This window comes from Stutzerimonas stutzeri (assembly GCF_013522825.1).
Lineage (GTDB): Bacteria > Pseudomonadota > Gammaproteobacteria > Pseudomonadales > Pseudomonadaceae > Stutzerimonas > Stutzerimonas stutzeri_AK.
Map to the genome: position 1 here is coordinate 102875 of NZ_JAAMQZ010000011.1, position 18979 is coordinate 121853.

General features: G+C 62.1%; 15 protein-coding genes and 1 tRNA gene. 7 read left to right on the plus strand and 9 right to left on the minus strand.

The genetic code is table 11. From position 1 onward, the window contains the following. Positions 1–37 precede the first annotated feature (37 nt). From G7020_RS09300 to G7020_RS09325, 6 genes are read left to right on the plus strand one after another with little or no spacing between them, the layout of a single operon-like run. Positions 38–817, plus strand: a complete 780-nt coding sequence (locus G7020_RS09300) for a PfkB family carbohydrate kinase (RefSeq protein ID WP_219852635.1) — start codon at positions 38–40, stop codon at positions 815–817. Continuing rightward, the gene (locus tag G7020_RS09305; RefSeq protein ID WP_181083897.1) at positions 793–2025 is read left to right on the plus strand and encodes an aspartate aminotransferase family protein; all 1233 of its coding nucleotides are present in this window, start codon (positions 793–795) and stop codon (positions 2023–2025) included. Before G7020_RS09300 ends, G7020_RS09305 begins: the two co-directional genes overlap by 25 nt. Continuing rightward, on the plus strand, positions 2022–3251 hold the full coding sequence (trpB, locus tag G7020_RS09310) for a tryptophan synthase subunit beta (protein WP_181083899.1): 1230 nt from the start codon (positions 2022–2024) through the stop codon (positions 3249–3251). The genes G7020_RS09305 and trpB overlap by 4 nt, the downstream gene beginning before the upstream one ends. Further along, positions 3248–4150: a tryptophan synthase subunit alpha gene (gene trpA, locus G7020_RS09315; RefSeq protein WP_079384570.1), complete on the plus strand. Its 903-nt coding sequence runs from the start codon at positions 3248–3250 to the stop codon at positions 4148–4150. The genes trpB and trpA overlap by 4 nt, the downstream gene beginning before the upstream one ends. Next, complete coding sequence (glyA, locus tag G7020_RS09320; RefSeq protein WP_033947507.1) at positions 4116–5387, plus strand: serine hydroxymethyltransferase; 1272 nt, start codon at positions 4116–4118, stop codon at positions 5385–5387. The genes trpA and glyA overlap by 35 nt, the downstream gene beginning before the upstream one ends. Before the next feature lie 15 nt (positions 5388–5402). After that, a complete protein-coding gene (locus G7020_RS09325) occupies positions 5403–6293 on the plus strand; it encodes a LysR family transcriptional regulator (RefSeq protein WP_181083901.1) in 891 nt (296 codons plus the stop codon). Positions 6294–6318: 25 nt separating this feature from the next. Here G7020_RS09325 and G7020_RS09330 read toward each other — a convergent pair whose 3' ends face one another. Continuing rightward, positions 6319–6612 (minus strand): helix-turn-helix domain-containing protein, encoded by a 294-nt coding sequence (locus G7020_RS09330; protein WP_181083903.1) that lies wholly within the window; start codon positions 6610–6612, stop codon positions 6319–6321. A gap of 106 nt (positions 6613–6718) precedes the next feature. On the opposite strand from G7020_RS09330, the gene G7020_RS09335 reads away from it, so the two are divergent. Next, complete coding sequence (locus G7020_RS09335) at positions 6719–7360, plus strand: substrate-binding domain-containing protein (RefSeq protein WP_181083905.1); 642 nt, start codon at positions 6719–6721, stop codon at positions 7358–7360. A gap of 57 nt (positions 7361–7417) precedes the next feature. Here the strand turns inward: G7020_RS09335 and G7020_RS09340 are convergent, their stop codons facing one another. From G7020_RS09340 to G7020_RS09375, 8 genes are all read right to left on the minus strand, one after another. Next, complete coding sequence (locus G7020_RS09340; RefSeq protein ID WP_181083906.1) at positions 7418–9349, minus strand: tyrosine-type recombinase/integrase; 1932 nt, start codon at positions 9347–9349, stop codon at positions 7418–7420. Between the two features lie 225 nt (positions 9350–9574). Continuing rightward, positions 9575–9650 (minus strand) — tRNA-Gly (locus tag G7020_RS09345). Positions 9651–9719: 69 nt separating this feature from the next. Beyond that, the gene (pgsA, locus tag G7020_RS09350; RefSeq protein ID WP_181083908.1) at positions 9720–10277 is read right to left on the minus strand and encodes a CDP-diacylglycerol--glycerol-3-phosphate 3-phosphatidyltransferase; all 558 of its coding nucleotides are present in this window, start codon (positions 10275–10277) and stop codon (positions 9720–9722) included. Positions 10278–10310: 33 nt separating this feature from the next. After that, positions 10311–12134, minus strand: coding sequence for an excinuclease ABC subunit UvrC (gene uvrC / locus G7020_RS09355; protein WP_181083942.1), 1824 nt, complete (start codon positions 12132–12134; stop codon positions 10311–10313). Then, positions 12131–12775, minus strand: coding sequence for a response regulator transcription factor GacA (gene gacA / locus G7020_RS09360; protein ID WP_181083910.1), 645 nt, complete (start codon positions 12773–12775; stop codon positions 12131–12133). The genes uvrC and gacA overlap by 4 nt, the downstream gene beginning before the upstream one ends. 277 nt (positions 12776–13052) lie before the next feature. Beyond that, positions 13053–16181 carry an efflux RND transporter permease subunit gene (locus G7020_RS09365; protein ID WP_181083912.1) on the minus strand — a complete coding sequence of 1043 codons (3129 nt, stop codon included), beginning with the start codon at positions 16179–16181 and terminating at the stop codon, positions 13053–13055. Continuing rightward, on the minus strand, positions 16178–17698 hold the full coding sequence (locus tag G7020_RS09370; RefSeq protein WP_181083914.1) for an efflux RND transporter periplasmic adaptor subunit: 1521 nt from the start codon (positions 17696–17698) through the stop codon (positions 16178–16180). Before G7020_RS09370 ends, G7020_RS09365 begins: the two co-directional genes overlap by 4 nt. Then, complete coding sequence (locus G7020_RS09375) at positions 17695–18945, minus strand: TolC family protein (RefSeq protein ID WP_181083916.1); 1251 nt, start codon at positions 18943–18945, stop codon at positions 17695–17697. The genes G7020_RS09370 and G7020_RS09375 overlap by 4 nt, the downstream gene beginning before the upstream one ends. Positions 18946–18979: the final 34 nt, after the last annotated feature.

Below are 18979 nucleotides of genomic sequence, written 5' to 3' on the forward strand. Positions count from 1 at the left end.
AGGCGCTGGGGCTTTCGACAGCTGCCGTCCTACCGTGGTGTTCAGCAACACCCCGCACTACCCAACGATGCACGGCGGGGCACTTCCGATCGAATGGTTCGATGGCTATCTGCAGGATTTGGCCGCACGAGGAGCGCTGCATGCCTTGCGCACCATTCTGGTCGGCTACCTGGGAAACCCGCGACAGGCTGACATCTTGGTGCGTTGGGCTCAGGCGCTGCTGAAAGAGCGGGCAGACCTGAGTATCGTGATTGACCCGGTAATGGGCGATCACGACCATGGCATCTATGTTGATCCCTCTCTGGTCGATGTCTATCACCGGGACTTATTGCCATTGGCCGATGGGCTGACACCGAACGATTTTGAACTGGCGCACCTGACAGGCCTGCCCGTGAGCGATGTCGAAAGCGTGGTCGCCGCCGCCCGTACCTTGCTGACTGGACGCACCCAATGGGTCGCAGTGACCAGTGCCGCGCCCAGCACCTGGACACGGGACGAGATGCAGGTGGTGCTCGTCACTCGCACGCAAGCCGAAGTCATTGTCCATCCACGCATCGACGCGACCCCCAAGGGCACAGGCGACCTATTCTGCGCCACCCTGACCGGACATTGGCTCAATGGCGCTGATCTGTCGGAAGCCGCCATCCAGGCGTGCCGTCACGTCGTTCACGCACTGCGTCATACCCGAGAGATGCAATGCGCCGAACTGCTGCTACCGATGGCAAATAGCCACAACGACAACAAAGCAACGGCACGCGAGTGCGTCAGCAAATTTACTTACAGGATTTTCCCATGCAAGCAGCCGCTTCCCATCTGATGCGGGCCTATGCCCGCCAACCCGTTTCCTTCGTGCGCGGCAACGGTGCGCGCCTCTGGGATGAACACGGCATCGAGTACCTGGATGCCATCGCCGGCATCGCCGTCACCAGCCTGGGGCATGCCCACCCGGAGATTGCCAGCGTCATCGCCGAGCAGGCCGGTCTGCTGCTGCACACCTCCAATGTGTTCCGTATCGACTGGCAGGAGCGGCTGGGCGAGCGCCTGTGCGCTCTGGCGGACATGGAGAGGGCCTTCTTCTGCAACTCCGGCGCAGAGGCCAACGAGGCCGCGCTGAAACTGGCCCGGCTGTACGGCCATCACAGGCAAGTAGCACAACCGCAGATCCTGGTGATGGAGAACGCCTTCCATGGCCGCACCATCGCAACGCTCACCGCAACCGACAACCCCGCCAAGCAGCAGGGCTTTGAGCCACTGTTGCCCGGATTCCTGCGTGTGCCTTACGACGACATCGAGGCGGTGCGCCGGGTCGCCGAGCGGTCGCCGGACATCGTAGCGGTGTTGATCGAGCTGGTACAGGGCGAAGGCGGCATCCGTGCGGCGAGCGCCGATTATCTGCGGGAGCTGCGCACGTTGTGCGACCGGCACGGCTGGTTGCTGATGCTCGACGAAATCCAGTGCGGCATGGGCCGCACCGGCGCCTGGTTTGCGCACCAGCACGCGGGGATCGTTCCCGATGTCATGACAGTGGCCAAGTCGCTGGGCAACGGCTTTCCCATCGGCGGCTGCCTGGCGCGTGGGGATGTGGCTGACTTGTTGTCGCCCGGCCAGCACGGCACGACCTTCGGCGGCAATCCACTCGCCTGCCGAGTGGCCTGCACCGTGCTCGACATCATGGCGCGCGACGACCTACCGAAACGGGCAGCTACGCTGGGTGAGCAACTACTCGCGGGGCTGCGCGAGGCGCTCGACGGACACCCGAACGTCGTCGCCATTCGGGGCCTGGGCATGATGGCGGGAATCGAGCTGAACCGGAACTGTCAGGAACTGGTCGGCCGAGCACTGACAGAACAGCGCCTGCTCATCACCGTGACCCGTGGCTCCACTATCCGACTGCTCCCTCCCCTGATCTGCAGCGAGGCGCAGATCAACGACATCGTGGCACGGGTTGCCAGTCTGCTGTCTTCGGATACGACTGATCGTCGGGAAACAACCACCGCGGCCGGACAGACGGAGCCGACGGCATGAGCCCTGCATCTATTTACGATCAGCCAGATGCCGCTGGATTCTTCGGCCGCTTTGGTGGGAGCTTCATCAGTGAGACGCTGGCGCAAGCCGTCGAGGAACTGCAGCAGTCGTGGCTACGTTGCCGCGATGATCCCGCCTTCATCACTGAGTTTCAAGAGGAATTGGCAGATTACGTCGGCCGTCCTTCACCGATGTACTACGCCCGACGCCTCAGCGAGGAAACAGGCGGTGCGCGCATCTTCCTCAAGCGCGAAGATCTCAACCACACTGGCGCTCACAAGATCAACAACGTGATCGGCCAAGCCATGCTGGCCCGGCGCATGGACAAACGGCGCATCATCGCCGAAACCGGTGCTGGCCAGCATGGGGTCGCCACTGCGACGATTTGTGCGCGCTACGGACTGGAATGTGTGATCTACATGGGCAGCGAGGACATCCGGCGGCAGAGCCCCAATGTCCAGCGCATGAAGCTGCTCGGGGCGACGGTGGTGCCAGTGGAGACCGGTAGCCGTACCCTGAAGGACGCCATGAACGATGCGATCCGTGATTGGGTCACCAACGTCGATGACACGTTCTACCTGATCGGCTCGGTAGCCGGCATGCACCCGTACCCGGCAATGGTGCGGGACTTCCAGACCGTGATTGGTAAGGAATGCCTGACGCAGATGCCAGTGCTGTTCCGGCGCCTCGGTATGGCGAAGCAGCACCCCGACGTGGTGATCGCCTGCGTCGGCGGCGGCAGTAACGCTATCGGCATCTTCCATCCGTACATCAAGCACGAAGAAGTCCGGTTGGTCGGCGTCGAGGCAGCAGGCTTCGGGTTGGACACCGGCAGGCACGCTGCCTCGATACAGCGAGGCAGCCCGGGCGTTCTGCACGGCAGCCGCTCACTCGTTCTACAGGACGACCAAGGCCAGGTGCTGGATACCCACAGTATCAGCGCCGGGCTGGACTATCCCGGTGTCGGGCCGGAACATGCCTGGCTGCACGAGATCGGCCGTGCCGAGTACGTCGGTGCCATCGACGACGAGGCATTGCACGCCTTTCATTTGTTGAGCCGTGTGGAGGGCATCATTCCCGCGCTGGAAGCCAGCCATGCCGTCGCCCACGCCATCAAGTTAGCTGCAACGCTGAACCAGGAGCAGGCCATTCTCGTAAATCTGTCCGGGCGGGGCGACAAGGACATGGAGACGGTGATGGCCCAATCCACCGGAGGCCAGCCATGAGCCGGCTTCATAGCACCTTCGATCGTTTACGACAGCAGGGGCGAAAAGCATTGATTCCCTATGTCACTGCCGGTTATCCCTACGCAGACATTACCCCCGCGCTGATGCACGTTCTGGTCGAGGCCGGTGCCGACATCATCGAACTGGGCGTACCGTTCTCCGACCCCTCGGCAGACGGCCCAACGATCCAGGCATCCACCGAACGCGCCCTGCGACAAGGTATCGGCCTGCCGCAGGTGCTTGACCATGTGCGACGCTTCCGCGAATCCGACGCCGACACGCCGGTGGTGCTGATGGGTTATGCCAATCCAATTGAACGCCATGACTATCTACGCCAGCCAGGCGCCTTCGCTACGGACGCAGCGGCCGCGGGTGTAGATGGCGTGCTCGTAGTCGATTACCCGCCGGAAGTTTCCGGCGACCTTGCTGCGCAGCTTCGCCGCCACAGCATCGACCTCATTTTCCTACTGGCGCCAACTTCTACAGAGCGACGCATTCAGCAAGTTGCCGAACGCGCCGATGGCTACATCTACTGTATCTCAGTCAAGGGTGTCACCGGTGCCAAGACGTTGAATGTGGAGCAGGTGCGAGAGATGTTGGCGCGCATCCGCCTTCATGTGCGCATTCCAGTCGGCGTCGGGTTCGGCATCCGGGATGCCGATACGGCGCGCGAGATCGCCCGGGTGGCCGATGCCGTCGTGATCGGCTCGTGGCTTATCGAAAGCCTGGACGGCAAGTCGGCGGCCGATGCCCTGGCCGCGGCCAGCGACCTGATTCGCGAAGTGCGCCGGGAGCTGGACAGTGATGCGCCCGAACAGAATCAAACCCTGAAATCCAAAACTCCCGAAAATAGGACGAACCTCCATGTACGACAATGCCCTTACTCTCATCGACTTTGACCCTGAATTGGCTCAGGCCGTGCGGCACGAAGAACGCCGGCAGGAGGATCACGTCGAGCTGATTGCCTCCGAGAACTATGCCAGCCCGCTGGTGATGCGCATCCAGAACTCGGTATTCACCAACAAGTATGCCGAGGGCTACCCCGGCAAACGCTACTACAGCGGCTGCGAGTACGTGGACGTGGCTGAACGCCTCGCCATCGAGCGCATCAAGGAGCTGTTCGATTGCGACTATGCCAATGTCCAACCCCATGCCGGCGCGCAGGCCAACGCGGCGGTGTTCCTGGCACTGGCCAACCCCGGCGACACCGTGATGGGCATGAATCTCGCCCAGGGCGGCCACCTGACCCACGGCAACCCGTCCAATTTCTCCGGCCGGCACTACAAGATCGTGCCCTATGGTCTCGACCCCGAGACAGGGTTGATCGACTACGACGAGATGGAGCGCATCGCGCTGGAAACGCGGCCGAAGATGCTGATCGGCGGCTTCTCCGCATATTCGCGTCACAAGGATTGGGCGCGTATGCGCGCCATCGCCGACAAGGTGGGCGCGATCTTTTGGGTAGACATGGCGCACGTCGCCGGCCTGGTGGCGGCAGGCGAGTACCCGAATCCGTTGCCCCACGCCCATGTCGTCACCAGCACCACCCACAAGACCCTGCGCGGCCCGCGCGGCGGCATCATCCTCGCCAAGGGGCAGGACGAAGACCTCTACAAGAAGCTTAATTCCGCCGTATTCCCAGGTATCCAGGGCGGCCCGCTGATGCACGTCATCGCGGCCAAGGCGGTGGCCTTCAAGGAGGCGCTGCGCCCGGAATTCAAGTCCTACCAGCGCCAGGTGGTGACCAATGCCCGCGCGATGGCCGCTGTGCTCCAGGAGCGTGGCTACAAGATTGTTTCCGGTGGCACCGACAACCATTTGATGCTGATCGACCTGTCCGCCAAGCCCTACACCGGCAAGGACGCGGACGCAGCGCTGGCTGATGCCTACATCACTGCGAACAAGAATTCGGTACCCAACGACCCGCGCTCGCCGTTCGTCACGTCAGGCCTTCGCATTGGCACGCCCGCCGTGACCACGCGCGGCTTCGGCGTGGCCGAGTGCGAACAGCTCGCGGGCTGGCTGTGCGACGTGCTGGATACACAGGAGGCTGGTGGTGATGCCCCGACGACAGTACGTGACCGGGTACGCGAACAGGTGGTAGATCTTTGTCGCCGCCACCCCGTATACCGATAGACGGATGGCTATTACATGGAATTGCGGCACCTTCGTTGTTTTGTCGTCTTGGCTGAGGAGTTGCATTTCACACGTGCTGCGGAGCGCTTGCATATCGAACAATCCCCCCTGTCTCGAACGATCAAAGAGCTTGAGGATGAGTTAGGGGTAATACTTTTTGACCGAAACCGTCGAGGCACTGCACTGACCCCCGCTGGCGCCGCGTTCTTGCAGGATGTCCGCAGGCTGTTCACTGTCCTGGAGCATGCACGGGAGAACGTCCGGGCGGTCGCGGCAGGCCTGCGAGGGAGCCTGCGCATTGCCGTTTCCGATGGTGCGACCGATCCTCGGCTCTCGGCGTTTCTGGCCCGTTGCCGCGTAGAGGAGCCGGAAGTCGAGATACGTCTGGCCGAAGTGCCTCTAGCGGAACAATTGCGCGGCTTGCGATCAGGCGACTTCACGATTGGCTTCGCACATACTGCCGACGTCGGTGACGGCCTTGTTGCGGAACCGATCTGGCGAGACCCGCTGGTGGTCGCCGTGCCAGCCCGGCACGAACTGCTCGCCCACAAGGAGGTTCCGCTTCATGAGCTTGGGAGCCATCCGCTCGTCTTGTGCGACCCACAGGTATGCGAAGGTTACTGCCTTCAACTGTCGAAGCTCCTGCAGCCTCTGAAGCACAAGCCGAATGTTGTCGAGCACGCGTCCTCGCTGGACATGATGCTTACCCTGGTTGGTGCAGGCTACGGCGTGGGCTTCACAACGACGACCAGGATCGCAGGCTACCAGCGGCCGGATGTCGTGATCCGTCCCTTGGCGGTGGAATCTGCAGTCATCACTACCTACTTGCTTTGGTCCGAAAACAGCCGTTTGTCGGTTTCGTTGGAGCGGTTCATCGCTCGCCTACGCGACCGTTTGAGCGACTAACGGAGCCCTCCGCAGACAGTCAGCCTCAAGAATTGGTGCCGGAGCCAAGATTGCGCTCCGTTACCGCCATCAGTTCGGCGGCACTTAGCCCGAGCGCGGCGGCGATTTTCAATATCAGCGCCAGTGTAGGCATATGTCCTCCACGCTCAATCTTGCCCATGTGAGAGCGCTCGACTCCAGCCAGGCTTGCCAGCTCTTCCTGAGCGATTCCTTTTTCCATGCGCGCGGCGCGCACAGCGTTCCCGAAGGCCAGCGCTGGCTCGGCTTCAAATGTGGTGGTGCCTGGGGGACGGCCTCGTTGAACTGTACGCTTCTGCATTGACAGAAGCGTCGATCAGACGAGAGAATTTAACCACGTTAAATTTAACTCATTGTTATGATATCGGGTTGCTTTTTTGATCCGATGGATTACATGGGAGGCTTTCATGTACGACGCCACTGACACGGCTTCCCATTTCAAGCTCGCGATAGCACCAGGCGTGCCGTCGTCATGTCTTTCTATGCTGTTTGCCATGCAGCGAGCGGAGGAGCCGGAAGTCACCATGGCGTTTTTCGAGGTCACGGATGACAATTTGGCCGCAGGGCTGCGTGAAGGCCGCTACGATGCGGGGATGTCGTTTCAGGATGTGAGCGACCCGTCCCTGAGCAGCCAGCCACTGTGGAGCGAAAATATGGCTGTTGCCGTGCCATCGCAATTCCACTTGCCGAACCAAGCGAAGCTGTCGATCGCCGAGTTGCGTAACTACCCCCTGTTTCGCTGGCAAGCAGAGGCCTGCCCCTTGCTGGATCGGCATCTATCTTCTTTAGCGCCGGCGGACCAGCAGCACATTCAGCACGTGACTTCGTTCGAGTTGTTGGCACTGTGGGTTGCAGCGGGCCATGGTGTTGGTGTCTCCGCTCAATCGCGCATCGAGCGCGCCGATGGTTGGGGAATCACGATGCGGCCACTCTCGGATGGCCCGTACGAGATCGTGACGCATTTGCACCGTCCCCAAGGGGTACTCAACTCCGTTTCAGATCGATTCGAGCGCAGAGCGCTGCAGATTGCCAAGGCAGGCACCGCCTGACCGAGAACCTGGCGACCGAAGCAGGCTCGCCCCGATCGCCGGTCACTCCATTGGCCTTCAAGCGTCTTCAAGCACCAACGTGCTATCTACCAGTCGGCGAACGCTCTGCCGTACCTGCTCGGGGATAGACCCTGGCAAGACAGCCTCGGGAATATCGGCAGGTTGCTCATCGTTCGCAATGGTATGGACAACTACGGTCAGATTGGCCGGCGTCACCACGTCGATGGCTGCACGATCACCCAACTCCGGGTGCGGCCGGGTCAGCATACGGTAAAGCTCCCACGAGTCTGCTTCCGGACACTGTTTCATGAGCGCCAGGGCCAGCTTGTGCTTGAGCGGCACCAGTTGCCAATCGGGAACGCGCTGCCCCCGGTTGCCCAGGCTAATGGACAGCAGTTTGCCAGCCTTCAGTTCGCGGTTGATCTGATCCTTGGACTTCCCGGCCAGCTTGCCGAACAGTGGAACCGGCAGATTGTTCGGCGATTCGTAGATGGCGAGCATTTCTTCGCGCTCACGCTGGATTGCAGACACTTCCGGCTCCGGCGCCCGACTAGGGGGCGGAGGCACTTGCGAGAGCCTCTGGAACGTGGCCCCGGCAGTGTTCGGCGTCACCACGATGGGCATAGCCGCTACGGGCGGAACGGGAACGGCAGAGGAATCCTCCACAATGGTGGCAGCACCTTCCGCTTCTGCCATCGCCGGCACCCCATCGATACGGATGGTGAGATGCGCGCTTGCCGCTTCCACCTGGCCCTGTTCGAGCAGATCTAGGCGGTCGGCCCAGTCCTGCATCATCCGGCGGCGCGGCTCCACGTATTTGGCGTGGTTGTAGGCCGAACTCACCTTGTTCGGATCGGAGTGCGAAAGCTGCGCGTCCACCCAAATCTTGGGGTAGCCGATCTCGTTGAGCGCCGTAGAGATGGTTCCGCGGATGCCGTGGCCGGTCAGTTGATCCTCGTAGCCCATCCGTTTCAAGGCGGCGTTGAGGGTGTTCTCGCTGATGCGCTTCTTGAGTTCGCTGCGATGCGCCAGCAAGTATTGCTGGGCCGGCCGCATCACGCCCAGGAGGTAGCGAACGATCTCGGTGGCCTGCAGGGACAGCGGGACGATGTAGGGCGGCACATCCTGCGGGCGCTTGCCGGCTTTGCGCATCTCGTCCTGAAGCTGCTTGACGATCTGTGGTGGGATGATCCATAGCCTGCGATTGAGATCGAACTGATCCGGGGTCGCCAGGCGCAGTTCGCCGGTGCGCACACCGGTCAGAAGCAATAGCCGGATGCCGAGCTGAGTTTGCCAGCCGCGAGGGTTGTATAGCCTAAGCTTCTGGAGAAATGCGGGAAGCTCAGGCAGATGCAGGTAAGGATTGTGGTTCACCGGAGGTTTGGGCTCAGCCACCACATCCAAGTCCGTGGCTGGATTGGTTTCCATGCCTTCGACAATGACCAGGGCATAGCGGAATAACTGTCCCAGCCAGGTACGAACCTTTTCCGCGGTAGTAAAGGCCCTGCGCTGTTCGATCCTCGCCAGGACGCCCAGAAGCTGGGGCCGGCGAATGTCGTAGATCGACATCTTCCCAAGGCTGGGCAACACATCCTTGTCGAAGATACGGAGGATCTGCGAGAGCGTGCTCTGACGGCCTTCCTTGAGTTCCTTGCGGCGATGCTCGACCCAGGTATCGAAAACCGCCTTGAAGGTGTAATCGGAAGCCAGCTTGACCGCATGCCGTTTCTGCTTGCGATCGGTGTGGGGGTTGATGCCCTTGGCCAGCAGTGCCCGGGCCTCGTCGCGCAGAGAACGTGCCTCACGCAAGCCGACCTCGGGATAGTTGCCCAGGGAGATGCGTTTCTGCTTACCGAGCCAATAGTAGCGAAGGTGCCACGACTTGCCGCCAGTGGGGGCCACCACCAGGCCGAGGCCATCGGTGTCGGGTAGGCTGTAAGCTTTTTCAGCGGCCTTGGCTTGCCGCACAGTCAGATCAGAGAGTGCCATTTTGAGCTCCTAAGTCGCGACTTAGGCTCAATGCTCGTCACTGTTCCCATCCAACCCCAGCAACAACCCGGAACCGGCACCCCCCGCATTCTTTGGCCTCAATTTTGGCCTTAAAAACGCTGGCTGTAGGTGGATTTCAGTGGCTTTTGCTGGAACGAAAAAAGGGCCTTTCGGCCCTCTTTTCAAAGACTTACAGACGTCAGTGGAAGTCTGTAGATCATAAATTGGAGCGGGAAACGAGACTCGAACTCGCGACCCCGACCTTGGCAAGGTCGTGCTCTACCAACTGAGCTATTCCCGCATCGTCTTGGTGACGGGCGCCATTTTATATCTTCGGCGCCAGCCGTCAAGCCCTTGATTAAAAAAGTCTTTATTTCTTTTCTGTCGGGCTCAGATGAGGCCATGCCGCCATCAGGTAGTTGACCATCGACCACAGCGTCAGCCCCGCCGCAATGATCAGCAAGGCATAGCCGGCACCCACCCAGATCGTCATCAGCGGCGGATTTGCCAGCAGGATGATGAGCGCCACCATCTGTGCGGCGGTTTTCCATTTACCCAGGCTGGACACCGCCACCTGCGCTCGCGCGCCCAGTTCGGCCATCCACTCGCGCAGGGCCGAGACGACGATCTCGCGACCGATGATGATCGCCGCCGGCAAGGTCAGCCAGAGGTTCGCATGCTCCTCGACCAGCAACACCAGAGCCACCGCCACCATCAGCTTGTCGGCAACCGGATCGAGAAAGGCGCCAAAGGGGGTGCTCTGCTTCAGCCGTCGCGCCAGATAGCCATCCAGCCAGTCCGTCACGGCGGCAATTGCAAACACTGCGCTGGCTGCCAGATAGCTCCATTTGAAGGGGAGATAGAACAGCAGGACGATGATTGGTATCAGCAGCACACGCAACACGGTGAGAATGTTTGGAATGTTCATTGATACCAGCGATCCGCGAATTTGAAGGGGATTCTACTCACTGTGCAGGGTGGCATAAATCAACTCGGCAAGCTTTTTACTGATACCGGGCGCCTTGGCGATTTCCGGAAGGCTGGCGCGGTTCAATTCCTGCAGACCGCCGAAATGCTTGAGCAGCTCGCGACGCCGTTTCGGCCCGATACCCGGAACCTCTTCCAGCGTTGACGTGGTGCGTGCCTTGCCGCGTCGCGCACGGTGGCCGGTAATGGCGAAGCGATGCGCCTCATCGCGCACCTGCTGGATCAGATGCAGCGCCGGCGAATCTCCCGGCAGAGTGAATTCGTGTTCGGCATCATTGAGGTAGAGCGTTTCCAGCCCCGGCTTGCGGGTGACGCCCTTGGCCACGCCCAGCAGGATCAGATCGGGCACGGCCAGCTCCTGCAACACCTCGCGGGCCATGTTGAGCTGTCCCTTGCCGCCATCGACGAGCAATATGTCCGGCAGCTTGCCCGTCCCTTCGGCAGCCTTTTTGAAACGACGCGACAGGGCCTGATGCATCGCCGCGTAGTCATCGCCCGCCGTCACGCCTTCGATGTTGTAGCGACGATAATCCGATTTCAGCGGTCCTTCCGGGCCGAAGACCACACAGGACGCCACTGTCGCCTCGCCACTGGAATGGCTGATATCGAAACACTCCAGCCGCGTCGGCGGTTCGTCAAGCTCCAGCGCTTCGGCCAGCGCCTGAAAACGTGCGGCCAGATGCTGACGACTCGCCAGCCGCGCAGCCAGCGCCTGCTCGGCATTGGTCAGTGCCAGCTGCTGCCAGCGCGCGCGCGTTCCACGGACGCGATGGGTAATGGCAAGCTCCTCGCCGCGTAACTCGATAATGGCGCTGATCAGGGTGGCGAAGCCTTCATGGATGCTGTTGACGATCAGCTCGGCAGGCAGCTCCCGCTCCATCGAGCCCAGATAATACTGTTCGAGAAAAGCCTGCAGCACGTCGCTGACGCTTTCCTCGATGGCCACCTGGGGAAAGAAGTTCTTGCTGCCCAGCACCCTGCCGCCACGCACGCTGATCAGATGGACACAGGCGCCGCCGGGGCTTACCACCGCCGCGACGATATCGACATTGCCACTGCCGCCTTCCATGCTCTGCTGGTCCTGAACGCGACGAAGAAGCGCGATCTGGTCGCGAATTTCCGCGGCACGCTCGAAATCAAGCGCCATCGCGGCGGCTTCCATGCTGGCGGAAAGCTCTTCGGCCAAGGCATTGCTGCGCCCTTCGAGGAACATCACTGAATGGCGCACGTCCTGGGCATATTCCTCGGCAGCGACCAGCCCCACGCAAGGCGCCTTGCAGCGCTTGATCTGGTATTGCAGGCAGGGACGGGTCCGGTTGCGGTAGAAGCTGTCTTCGCACTGGCGGACGAAAAAGGCCTTTTGCAACAGACTCAGGCTTTCGCGGATCGCTCCGGCGCTCGGGTACGGGCCGAAGTAGCGCCCGGATTCCTTTTTCGCGCCGCGATGAATGCTCAGGCGTGGGAAATCGCCGCTGGACAGAAAGACGTAAGGGTAGGATTTATCGTCGCGCAGCAGGATATTGTAAGGCGGTCGCCACTGCTTGATCAGCGTCTGCTCCAGCAGCAGCGCCTCGGTCTCGTTCGCCGTGATGGTGATTTCGATCTGGGCGATCCGGGCCACCAGCGCCGCCGTCTTGGGGGCCTGCCCGGTCTTGCGGAAATAGCTCGACAGGCGCTTCTTGAGGTTCTTCGCCTTGCCGACATACAGCAGCTTGGCCTCGCCATCGAACATCCGGTAGACACCGGGCCGCACACTGCAGGAAGCGAGAAATGCCGAAGAGTCGAAAGCGCTCATCAGTTGATGGTGTCGACCATGCCATGTCGCACCGCGAGCAGGGCCAGCTCGACGTCACTGGTAATCGAGAGTTTTTCGTAGATCCTGTAGCGATAGGTATTGACGGTCTTGGGCGACAGGCAAAGCTTGTCGGAAATGGCCTGGACCTTCTGGCAATTGGAAATCATCAGGGCAATCTGTATTTCCCGCTCCGAGAGCAGATCGAAAGGCGAGCCATTGAGTTTCGGCTGGAAGGATTTGAGCGCCAGCTGCTGCGCGATCTGCGGGCTGATGTAGCGTTGCCCGGCAAACACCATCCGAATGGCCTGGATCATTTCTTCCAGCGCCGCGCCCTTGGTCAGGTAGCCGGCGGCTCCGGCTTGCAGCAGGCGCGTCGGGAAAGGATCTTCTTCACAGATGGTCACGGCGATGACCTTGATGTCCGGATGGCTGCGCAACAGTTTGCGGGTCGCTTCGAGACCGCCGATTCCGGGCATCTTGATGTCCATCAGAACGACATCCGGTTTCAGCTCGCGCGACTTCCTGATCGCCGCCTCACCGGAGTCGGCTTGCCCAATCACCTGCAGGCCATCTATGTCGGCGAGCATCCGGGAAATGCCTGTGCGTACCAGGTCATGGTCATCGACCACCAGCACCCTAATCAATCAGACACCTCATTGCTGGTATTGAAGGCTCGCTTCACAAGCGCCAGACATTACCAAAAAATGACCCATATACCCAGACCACACGTCTGTATATGGCCATATAGCATCACAACCGTAAGCAATCGGAGAAGGTTGCAGCATGAATATCGGTTGTTCTCGCACTCAAGCCCAAGGGGAGGACGGTGTCTTGTAATTACAAGGCACCGTCAGGACGGGAGACATCGAAGCGCGCCGAACGTTGCGAGGCAGTGGCCTCATGGCGCATCCATCACCGCTGCTACGGCTTTGCCCTGCCGCGACGCATCAGCCTGTAGGCCGCTGGAAGCACGAACAGTGACAGCAACGGCGCGCTGAGCATGCCACCAACCATCGGTGCGGCAATGCGACTCATCACCTCACTGCCGGTGCCGGCACCGAGCAGGATCGGCAGCAGGCTGGCAACGATCACCGCCACCGTCATCGCCTTGGGCCGCACACGCTGCACCGCACCTTCACGGATGGCTTCGCAGAGCGCGGTCTCGTCGTGCCGGCCAGCCTGTTGTCGTTCGTTCCAGGCATTCTTCAGGTACAGCAGCATGATCACACCGAACTCCGCCGCCACACCGGCTAGGGCAATGAAACCGACGCCGGTGGCCACCGAGAGGTTGTAGCCCATCAGATAGAGGAACCAGACGCCGCCGGTGAGGGCGAACGGCAGGGTGAGCATGATCAGCAGCGCCTCGTCGAAGCGCCCGAACGTCAGGTAGAGCAGCACGAAGATGATCAGCAATGTAGCCGGCACCGCCAGCTTGAGCCGCGCATTGGCACGTTCGAGGTATTCGAACTGCCCCGAATAGCTCAGGCTCACCCCCGGCAGCAATGGAACCTGGTCGCTGACCGCCTGGCGCAGATCGGCGACCACCGAGGCGATGTCGCGCCCACGCACATCGACGTACACCCAGCCGGACAGCCTCGCGTTCTCGCTGCGCAGCATCGGCGGGCCGTCGCTGACGCGCACCCGCGCCACACTGCCCAGAGTGATCTGGCTGCCCTGCGGGGTGAGAATCGGCAGTTGTTCCAGGGTCTGGGGCGAGTCACGCCATTCGCGCGGATAACGCACGCTGATCGGATAGCGCGCCAGCCCCTCAACTGTCTCGCCGATGGTTTCGCCACCGATGGCATTGGCGACGATAGACTGCACATCGGCGATATTCAGCCCGTAGCGTGCGGCATCCTGACGATCGATATCGATATCGATGTAGCGCCCCCCGACCAGACGTTCAGCCAACGCCGAACTGACGCCCGGCACGCCCTTGGCGACGGCTTCCACCTGCTGGCTGACGCGGTCGATCTCCTCCAGTGTCGCACCCGCGATCTTGACCCCGATTGGGCTCTTGATGCCCGTGGCGAGCATGTCGATGCGGTTGCGGATCGGCGGAATCCAGATATTGGTCAGGCCCGGCACCTGCACCGCGCGGTCCAGCTCGTCGACCAGCTTTTCCGGCGTCATCCCGGCGCGCCACTGCTCGCGCGGTTTGAACTGGATGGTGGTCTCGAACATCTCCAGCGGCGCTGGATCGGTGGCCGATTCGGCACGCCCGGCCTTGCCGAACACCGTGGCGACCTCCGGCACCGTGCGGATCATCCGGTCGGTCTGCTGCAGCAGCTGCGCGGCCTTCTGTGCGGAAAGCCCCGGCAGCGCCGATGGCATGTAAAGGAGGTCGCCCTCATCCATCGGCGGCAGGAATTCCCCACCCAGGCGAGCCATCGGCCAGAACGTAGTCGCCAGTACCAGCAGCGCAACAGCAATGGTGACCTTCGGATGCTCAAGCACCCTCTCCAGCGCCGGACGATAGATGCGGATCAACAAGCGGTTCAGCGGGTTGTGCGACTCATCGGGCAGGCGCCCACGTATCCAGTACCCCATCAGCACCGGCACCAGGGTCACTGACAGTCCTGCCGCGGCAGCCATGGCATACGTCTTGGTAAATGCCAGCGGGCCGAACAGACGGCCTTCCTGTGCCTGGAGGGTGAACACCGGAATGAACGACAGCGTGATGATCAAAAGACAGAAGAACAGCGCCGGGCCGACCTCCTCGGCGGCAGCGGTCATCACTCGCCAGTGTTCTTCTCCCTCCAGCGTCCTGTTCGGGTTGGCATGACGCCAGGCCTCGGCCTTCTTGTGGGCATTCTCGATCATCACCACCGCCGCATCGACCATAGCGCCAATAGCGATGGCGATTCCGCCGAGCGACATGATGTTGGCGTTGACCCCCTGGTAGCGCATCACCGCAAACGCGATCAGCACACCGATAGGCAACGAGACGATGGCCACCAGCGATGAGCGCAGGTGCCAGAGAAAGAGACCGCAGACCAGCGCGACAACGATGAACTCCTCCAGCAGCTTGAAGCTGAGGTTCTCCACCGCACGGTCGATCAACTGGCTGCGGTCGTAGGTGGTGACGATCTCCACGCCCGTTGGCAGGCTGCCTTTCAACTCTTCCAGCTTGACGTGCACGGCGGCAAGGGTTTCCCGTGCGTTCTTGCCGCTGCGCAGGATCACCACGCCGCCGACGGTTTCGCCCTCGCCGTCCAGTTCGGCGATTCCGCGCCGCATCTCCGGGCCAAGCTGGACATGCGCGACATCGCCCAGGGTTACCGGCACTCCGGCAGCACTGAGTTGCAACGGAATCCGGCGGAAGTCATCGAGGGTTTTCAGGTAGCCCGAAGCGCGCACCATATATTCGGTTTCCGCCAACTCCAGCACCGCGCCACCGGCTTCCTGATTGGCCCTGCCAATGGCTTCGATCACCTGTACCTGCGGTACACCGAGACTGGCCATCTTCAACGGGTCGAGTACCACCTGGTACTGCCTGACCATGCCACCAATGGTGGCGACTTCGGCCACATTGGGCAGAGTGACCAGCTCGTACTTGAGGAACCAATCCTGCAGGCTGCGCAATTGCGCCAGATCGTGGTTGCCACTGCGATCGACCAGCGCGTATTGATAGATCCAGCCGACCCCGGTGGCGTCCGGGCCAAGCGACGGCTTGGCACCCTCCGGCAACCGGTTCTGCACCTGGCTGAGGTATTCCAGTACCCGCGAGCGCGCCCAGTACAGGTCGGTCCCGTCCTCGAACAGGACGTAGACATAGCTGTCGCCGAAGAACGAATAGCCACGCACGGTCTTGGCCCCCGGCACCGAGAGCATCGTGGTAGTCAGCGGGTAGGTCACCTGATTCTCGACGATCTGCGGCGCCTGGCCTGGATACGGCGTGCGGATAATCACCTGCACGTCGGACAGGTCCGGCAGTGCATCGATCGGCGTGGTGCGCAGCGACCAGACACCCACGGCGGTCAGCAGCAACGTCACCAGCAGGACCAGGAACCGGTTGAATACCGACCAGCGAATCAGTGCGGCGATCATGGCTGCTGCTCCTGAAGCTGTAGTTGCTCGATGACCAGGCCGCTGCCGGTTTCGCGCACGGCGAAGCGCACCCGGCTATCGACGTGCATCCCGTGCAGCAGGTGCGGATTGGCAACGGCGAAACGCATGGTCATACCTGGCATGCCCAGCGTCCGGAATGGCCCGTGGGCGATTTTCACGCCCTGCTCGGTTATTTCGACGATACGTCCTTCGGCTTCATGCAGTGCGGGGGCAAGTGCTTGCTCGTGCCCATGCTCAGGTTCATGCACGTGCCCTGGCGCGTCTGCCATCGTCTCGGCCACGGCGGTGATGCCGCGCAGGCTGGCTTCGGAGTCGATCAGGAATTGCCCCGAGGCGACCACCTGCTGGCCCTCCTCCAGGCCCTGCAGAATCGCGGTCTGGCTGCCGCTGTCCTCACCGACCCGTACTTCCACCGGGCGGTAGCGCCCGCCGGCTTCGGCGAGCATCACCAGGGTGCGCTTGCCGGTACGGATCACCGCCTCGCTGGGCACCAGCAGCGCGCTGTGCGAGCGCTGTGCAACCAGCTCGACCCGCGCGCTTAAGCCCGGACGCAAGCGCCCGTCGGTATTGGGCAGTTCTACCCGCACACGCAGGGTGCGGGTGGCCGCAGTGGCTTCGGACAGCACTGCGGCGATGGTTCCCTGCACCGGCTCGCCGGCCAGCGCCGGCAAGTGGGCGGTCACCGCCTGGCCGACACGAATGTTTCCGGCCTGCCCCTCAGGCACCGCCACTTCCAGCCAGACGCTCTCCAGGCCGTTGATCCGCGCCAGCGGCGCTCCGGCGGCGACGCTCATGCCCTGACGCACCTCCAGCTCCTGCAGAACGCCGCCTATGGGCGCTCGCACGGTCTGCTGCGCCTGCACCCGACCGGAACGCTCCAGTTGCCGGATCGTTTCCGCCGGCATGCCAACCAGGCGCAGGCGCTGACGCGCGCCCTCGAGCAGAGCGCGGTCGCCAACACGCCGCAATGCGAGAAACTCCTCCTGCGCGGCCACCCACTCCGGCATCAACAGATCTACCAGCGGCGCACCCGCTTCCAGCACATCGCCGGGTGCCAGTCGATAGACGCGCTCGACGAAGCCCGCCGATCGTACCTGCACCAGCGCCACGTCACGGGCATTGAAGCCCAGCACACCGACCGCCTCGACAGCACGCGACAACTGCCCACGGCTAACTCTGGCCAGGCGCATGCCGAGGTTGCTGGTGATTCCGGCATCGATGCTGATCGTCTGCGCGCCGGAGGCGCCCGCGTCGTCATCGGCGTAGCGCGGCACCAGTTCCATATCCATGAACGGCGATCGGCCCGGCTGATCGAACCTGTGCTGCGGCACCATCGGATCGTACCAGTACAGCACCCGACGCTCGCTCTGTACGCTGACAGGCGCAGTCTGGACGGTAACGTGCGCTTGGCGCTGAGCGAACCAGTAGCCGCCGGCCAGCCCCAGAGCGGCAGTCACGATGAATAGCGCGCCTGTTTTGAGAAAAATCCGGCTCATTGGGCATCTCCATAGGCGAAATACAGACGGCTGGCGGCAATCGCCTGCAGGCCTTCGAGGTCAATCTGTTTGAGGTGGGTTTCGATCAGTTCGCGACGCGCCGTCAGTACCTTATCCAGCTCACCGCTGCCGGCACGGTAGTCGGCCAGGCTGAGCTCGGCGCGTTCGCGCGCCAGAGGCAGGAACACTTCACGGGTGCGCGCCAGGGCACGCTGCAAACGTTCGAGCTCGGCCAGTTCGCTGCCCAGTTGCTCTGCAAACTGACGCTCCAGCGCCTCACGTTCGGCCTCCAGCTGGTTGAGTTCGGCATGCCGGGCGGCGATGCGCGGGGTCTGCCGCGAACGCTGGAAAATCGGCAGATCGAAGCTGACTTGCAGAGTGACCATGTCACCGAACTCGCGTCCGCGCCGCAGGTAATCGACTTCCCAGTTCCAGTCCGGCTTCCGCTCCGCTGTTGCCTCGCGAATACGCGCCTGCGCCTGCTGCGTCATCGGCGCATAGGCCTGCAGCTGCGGATGATTGCGCAGCTGATGCTGCAGCGTCTGGACATCGATCTGCCAGTGCGGCAGGCCGCCATCCAGTGGTTCACGCGCCGCATCGCCGACCCAGCGCTCGAGCGTGGCCCGCGCCTGCTGGCGCTGCTGCTGCAACTCGTCGGCGCGCTCGGCGAGCAGCGCCGCTTCCTGGCGCGGCAGGACGCTCTCGACGACCTGTCCACGACCACCAGCAATACGCGCCCGCACAATCTCGGCGAGCAGGCGGTTCTCTGCATACAGCCCGTCGAATGCCTCCAGCTTGCGTTCGATGGCATGGCTGACAATCCACGCCTGGGCAGTGGACTGGCGAACATTCAGCGCTTCTATTTCACGCTCGGCCGCGGCACGCTCGATTCCGGCGCGCGCCACTTCGACACGGGCACGTCGCTTGTCACGGTTGGGCATGTCCTGCATCAGTCCGACCATGCTCATGGTCATGCCGTCCCGATCCAGGCTCCAGCGCTCGGCGCCTTCGATCGGTACGCTCTGCACGCCGAGCAGCAGTTTCGGGTCGGGCAGCTCGCCAGCCGGTATGGCGTCGCTGCGGGCGGCTTGCAGCTTGGCAGCTTCGGCCTGTAGAGAAGGCGCCTGCTGCTCGGCGAGCCGCAGCGCGTCATCGAAGGTCAGTGCATTGGCCAGGCCCGGCAACGCCAACGCACAACACATCACGGCCTCGCATGGCCGGATAATGCGCAAGATTGGGAACATCATTCTGATTCCTTGCAGATCCTGCGTGCCATGCAGG

What these genes read in the sequence shown, in the direction of transcription:
- G7020_RS09305 (WP_181083897.1), top strand. Translation starts at nt 793, where the DNA reads ATGCAAGCAGCCGCTTCCCATCTGATGCGGGCCTATGCCCGCCAACCC.
- trpB (WP_181083899.1), top strand. Translation starts at nt 2,022, where the DNA reads ATGAGCCCTGCATCTATTTACGATCAGCCAGATGCCGCTGGATTCTTC.
- trpA (WP_079384570.1), top strand. Translation starts at nt 3,248, where the DNA reads ATGAGCCGGCTTCATAGCACCTTCGATCGTTTACGACAGCAGGGGCGA.
- glyA (WP_033947507.1), top strand. Translation starts at nt 4,116, where the DNA reads ATGTACGACAATGCCCTTACTCTCATCGACTTTGACCCTGAATTGGCT.
- G7020_RS09325 (WP_181083901.1), top strand. Translation starts at nt 5,403, where the DNA reads ATGGAATTGCGGCACCTTCGTTGTTTTGTCGTCTTGGCTGAGGAGTTG.
- G7020_RS09330 (WP_181083903.1), bottom strand. Translation starts at nt 6,612, where the DNA reads ATGCAGAAGCGTACAGTTCAACGAGGCCGTCCCCCAGGCACCACCACA.
- G7020_RS09335 (WP_181083905.1), top strand. Translation starts at nt 6,719, where the DNA reads ATGTACGACGCCACTGACACGGCTTCCCATTTCAAGCTCGCGATAGCA.
- G7020_RS09340 (WP_181083906.1), bottom strand. Translation starts at nt 9,349, where the DNA reads ATGGCACTCTCTGATCTGACTGTGCGGCAAGCCAAGGCCGCTGAAAAA.
- pgsA (WP_181083908.1), bottom strand. Translation starts at nt 10,277, where the DNA reads ATGAACATTCCAAACATTCTCACCGTGTTGCGTGTGCTGCTGATACCA.
- G7020_RS09365 (WP_181083912.1), bottom strand. Translation starts at nt 16,181, where the DNA reads ATGATCGCCGCACTGATTCGCTGGTCGGTATTCAACCGGTTCCTGGTC.
- G7020_RS09370 (WP_181083914.1), bottom strand. Translation starts at nt 17,698, where the DNA reads ATGAGCCGGATTTTTCTCAAAACAGGCGCGCTATTCATCGTGACTGCC.
- G7020_RS09375 (WP_181083916.1), bottom strand. Translation starts at nt 18,945, where the DNA reads ATGATGTTCCCAATCTTGCGCATTATCCGGCCATGCGAGGCCGTGATG.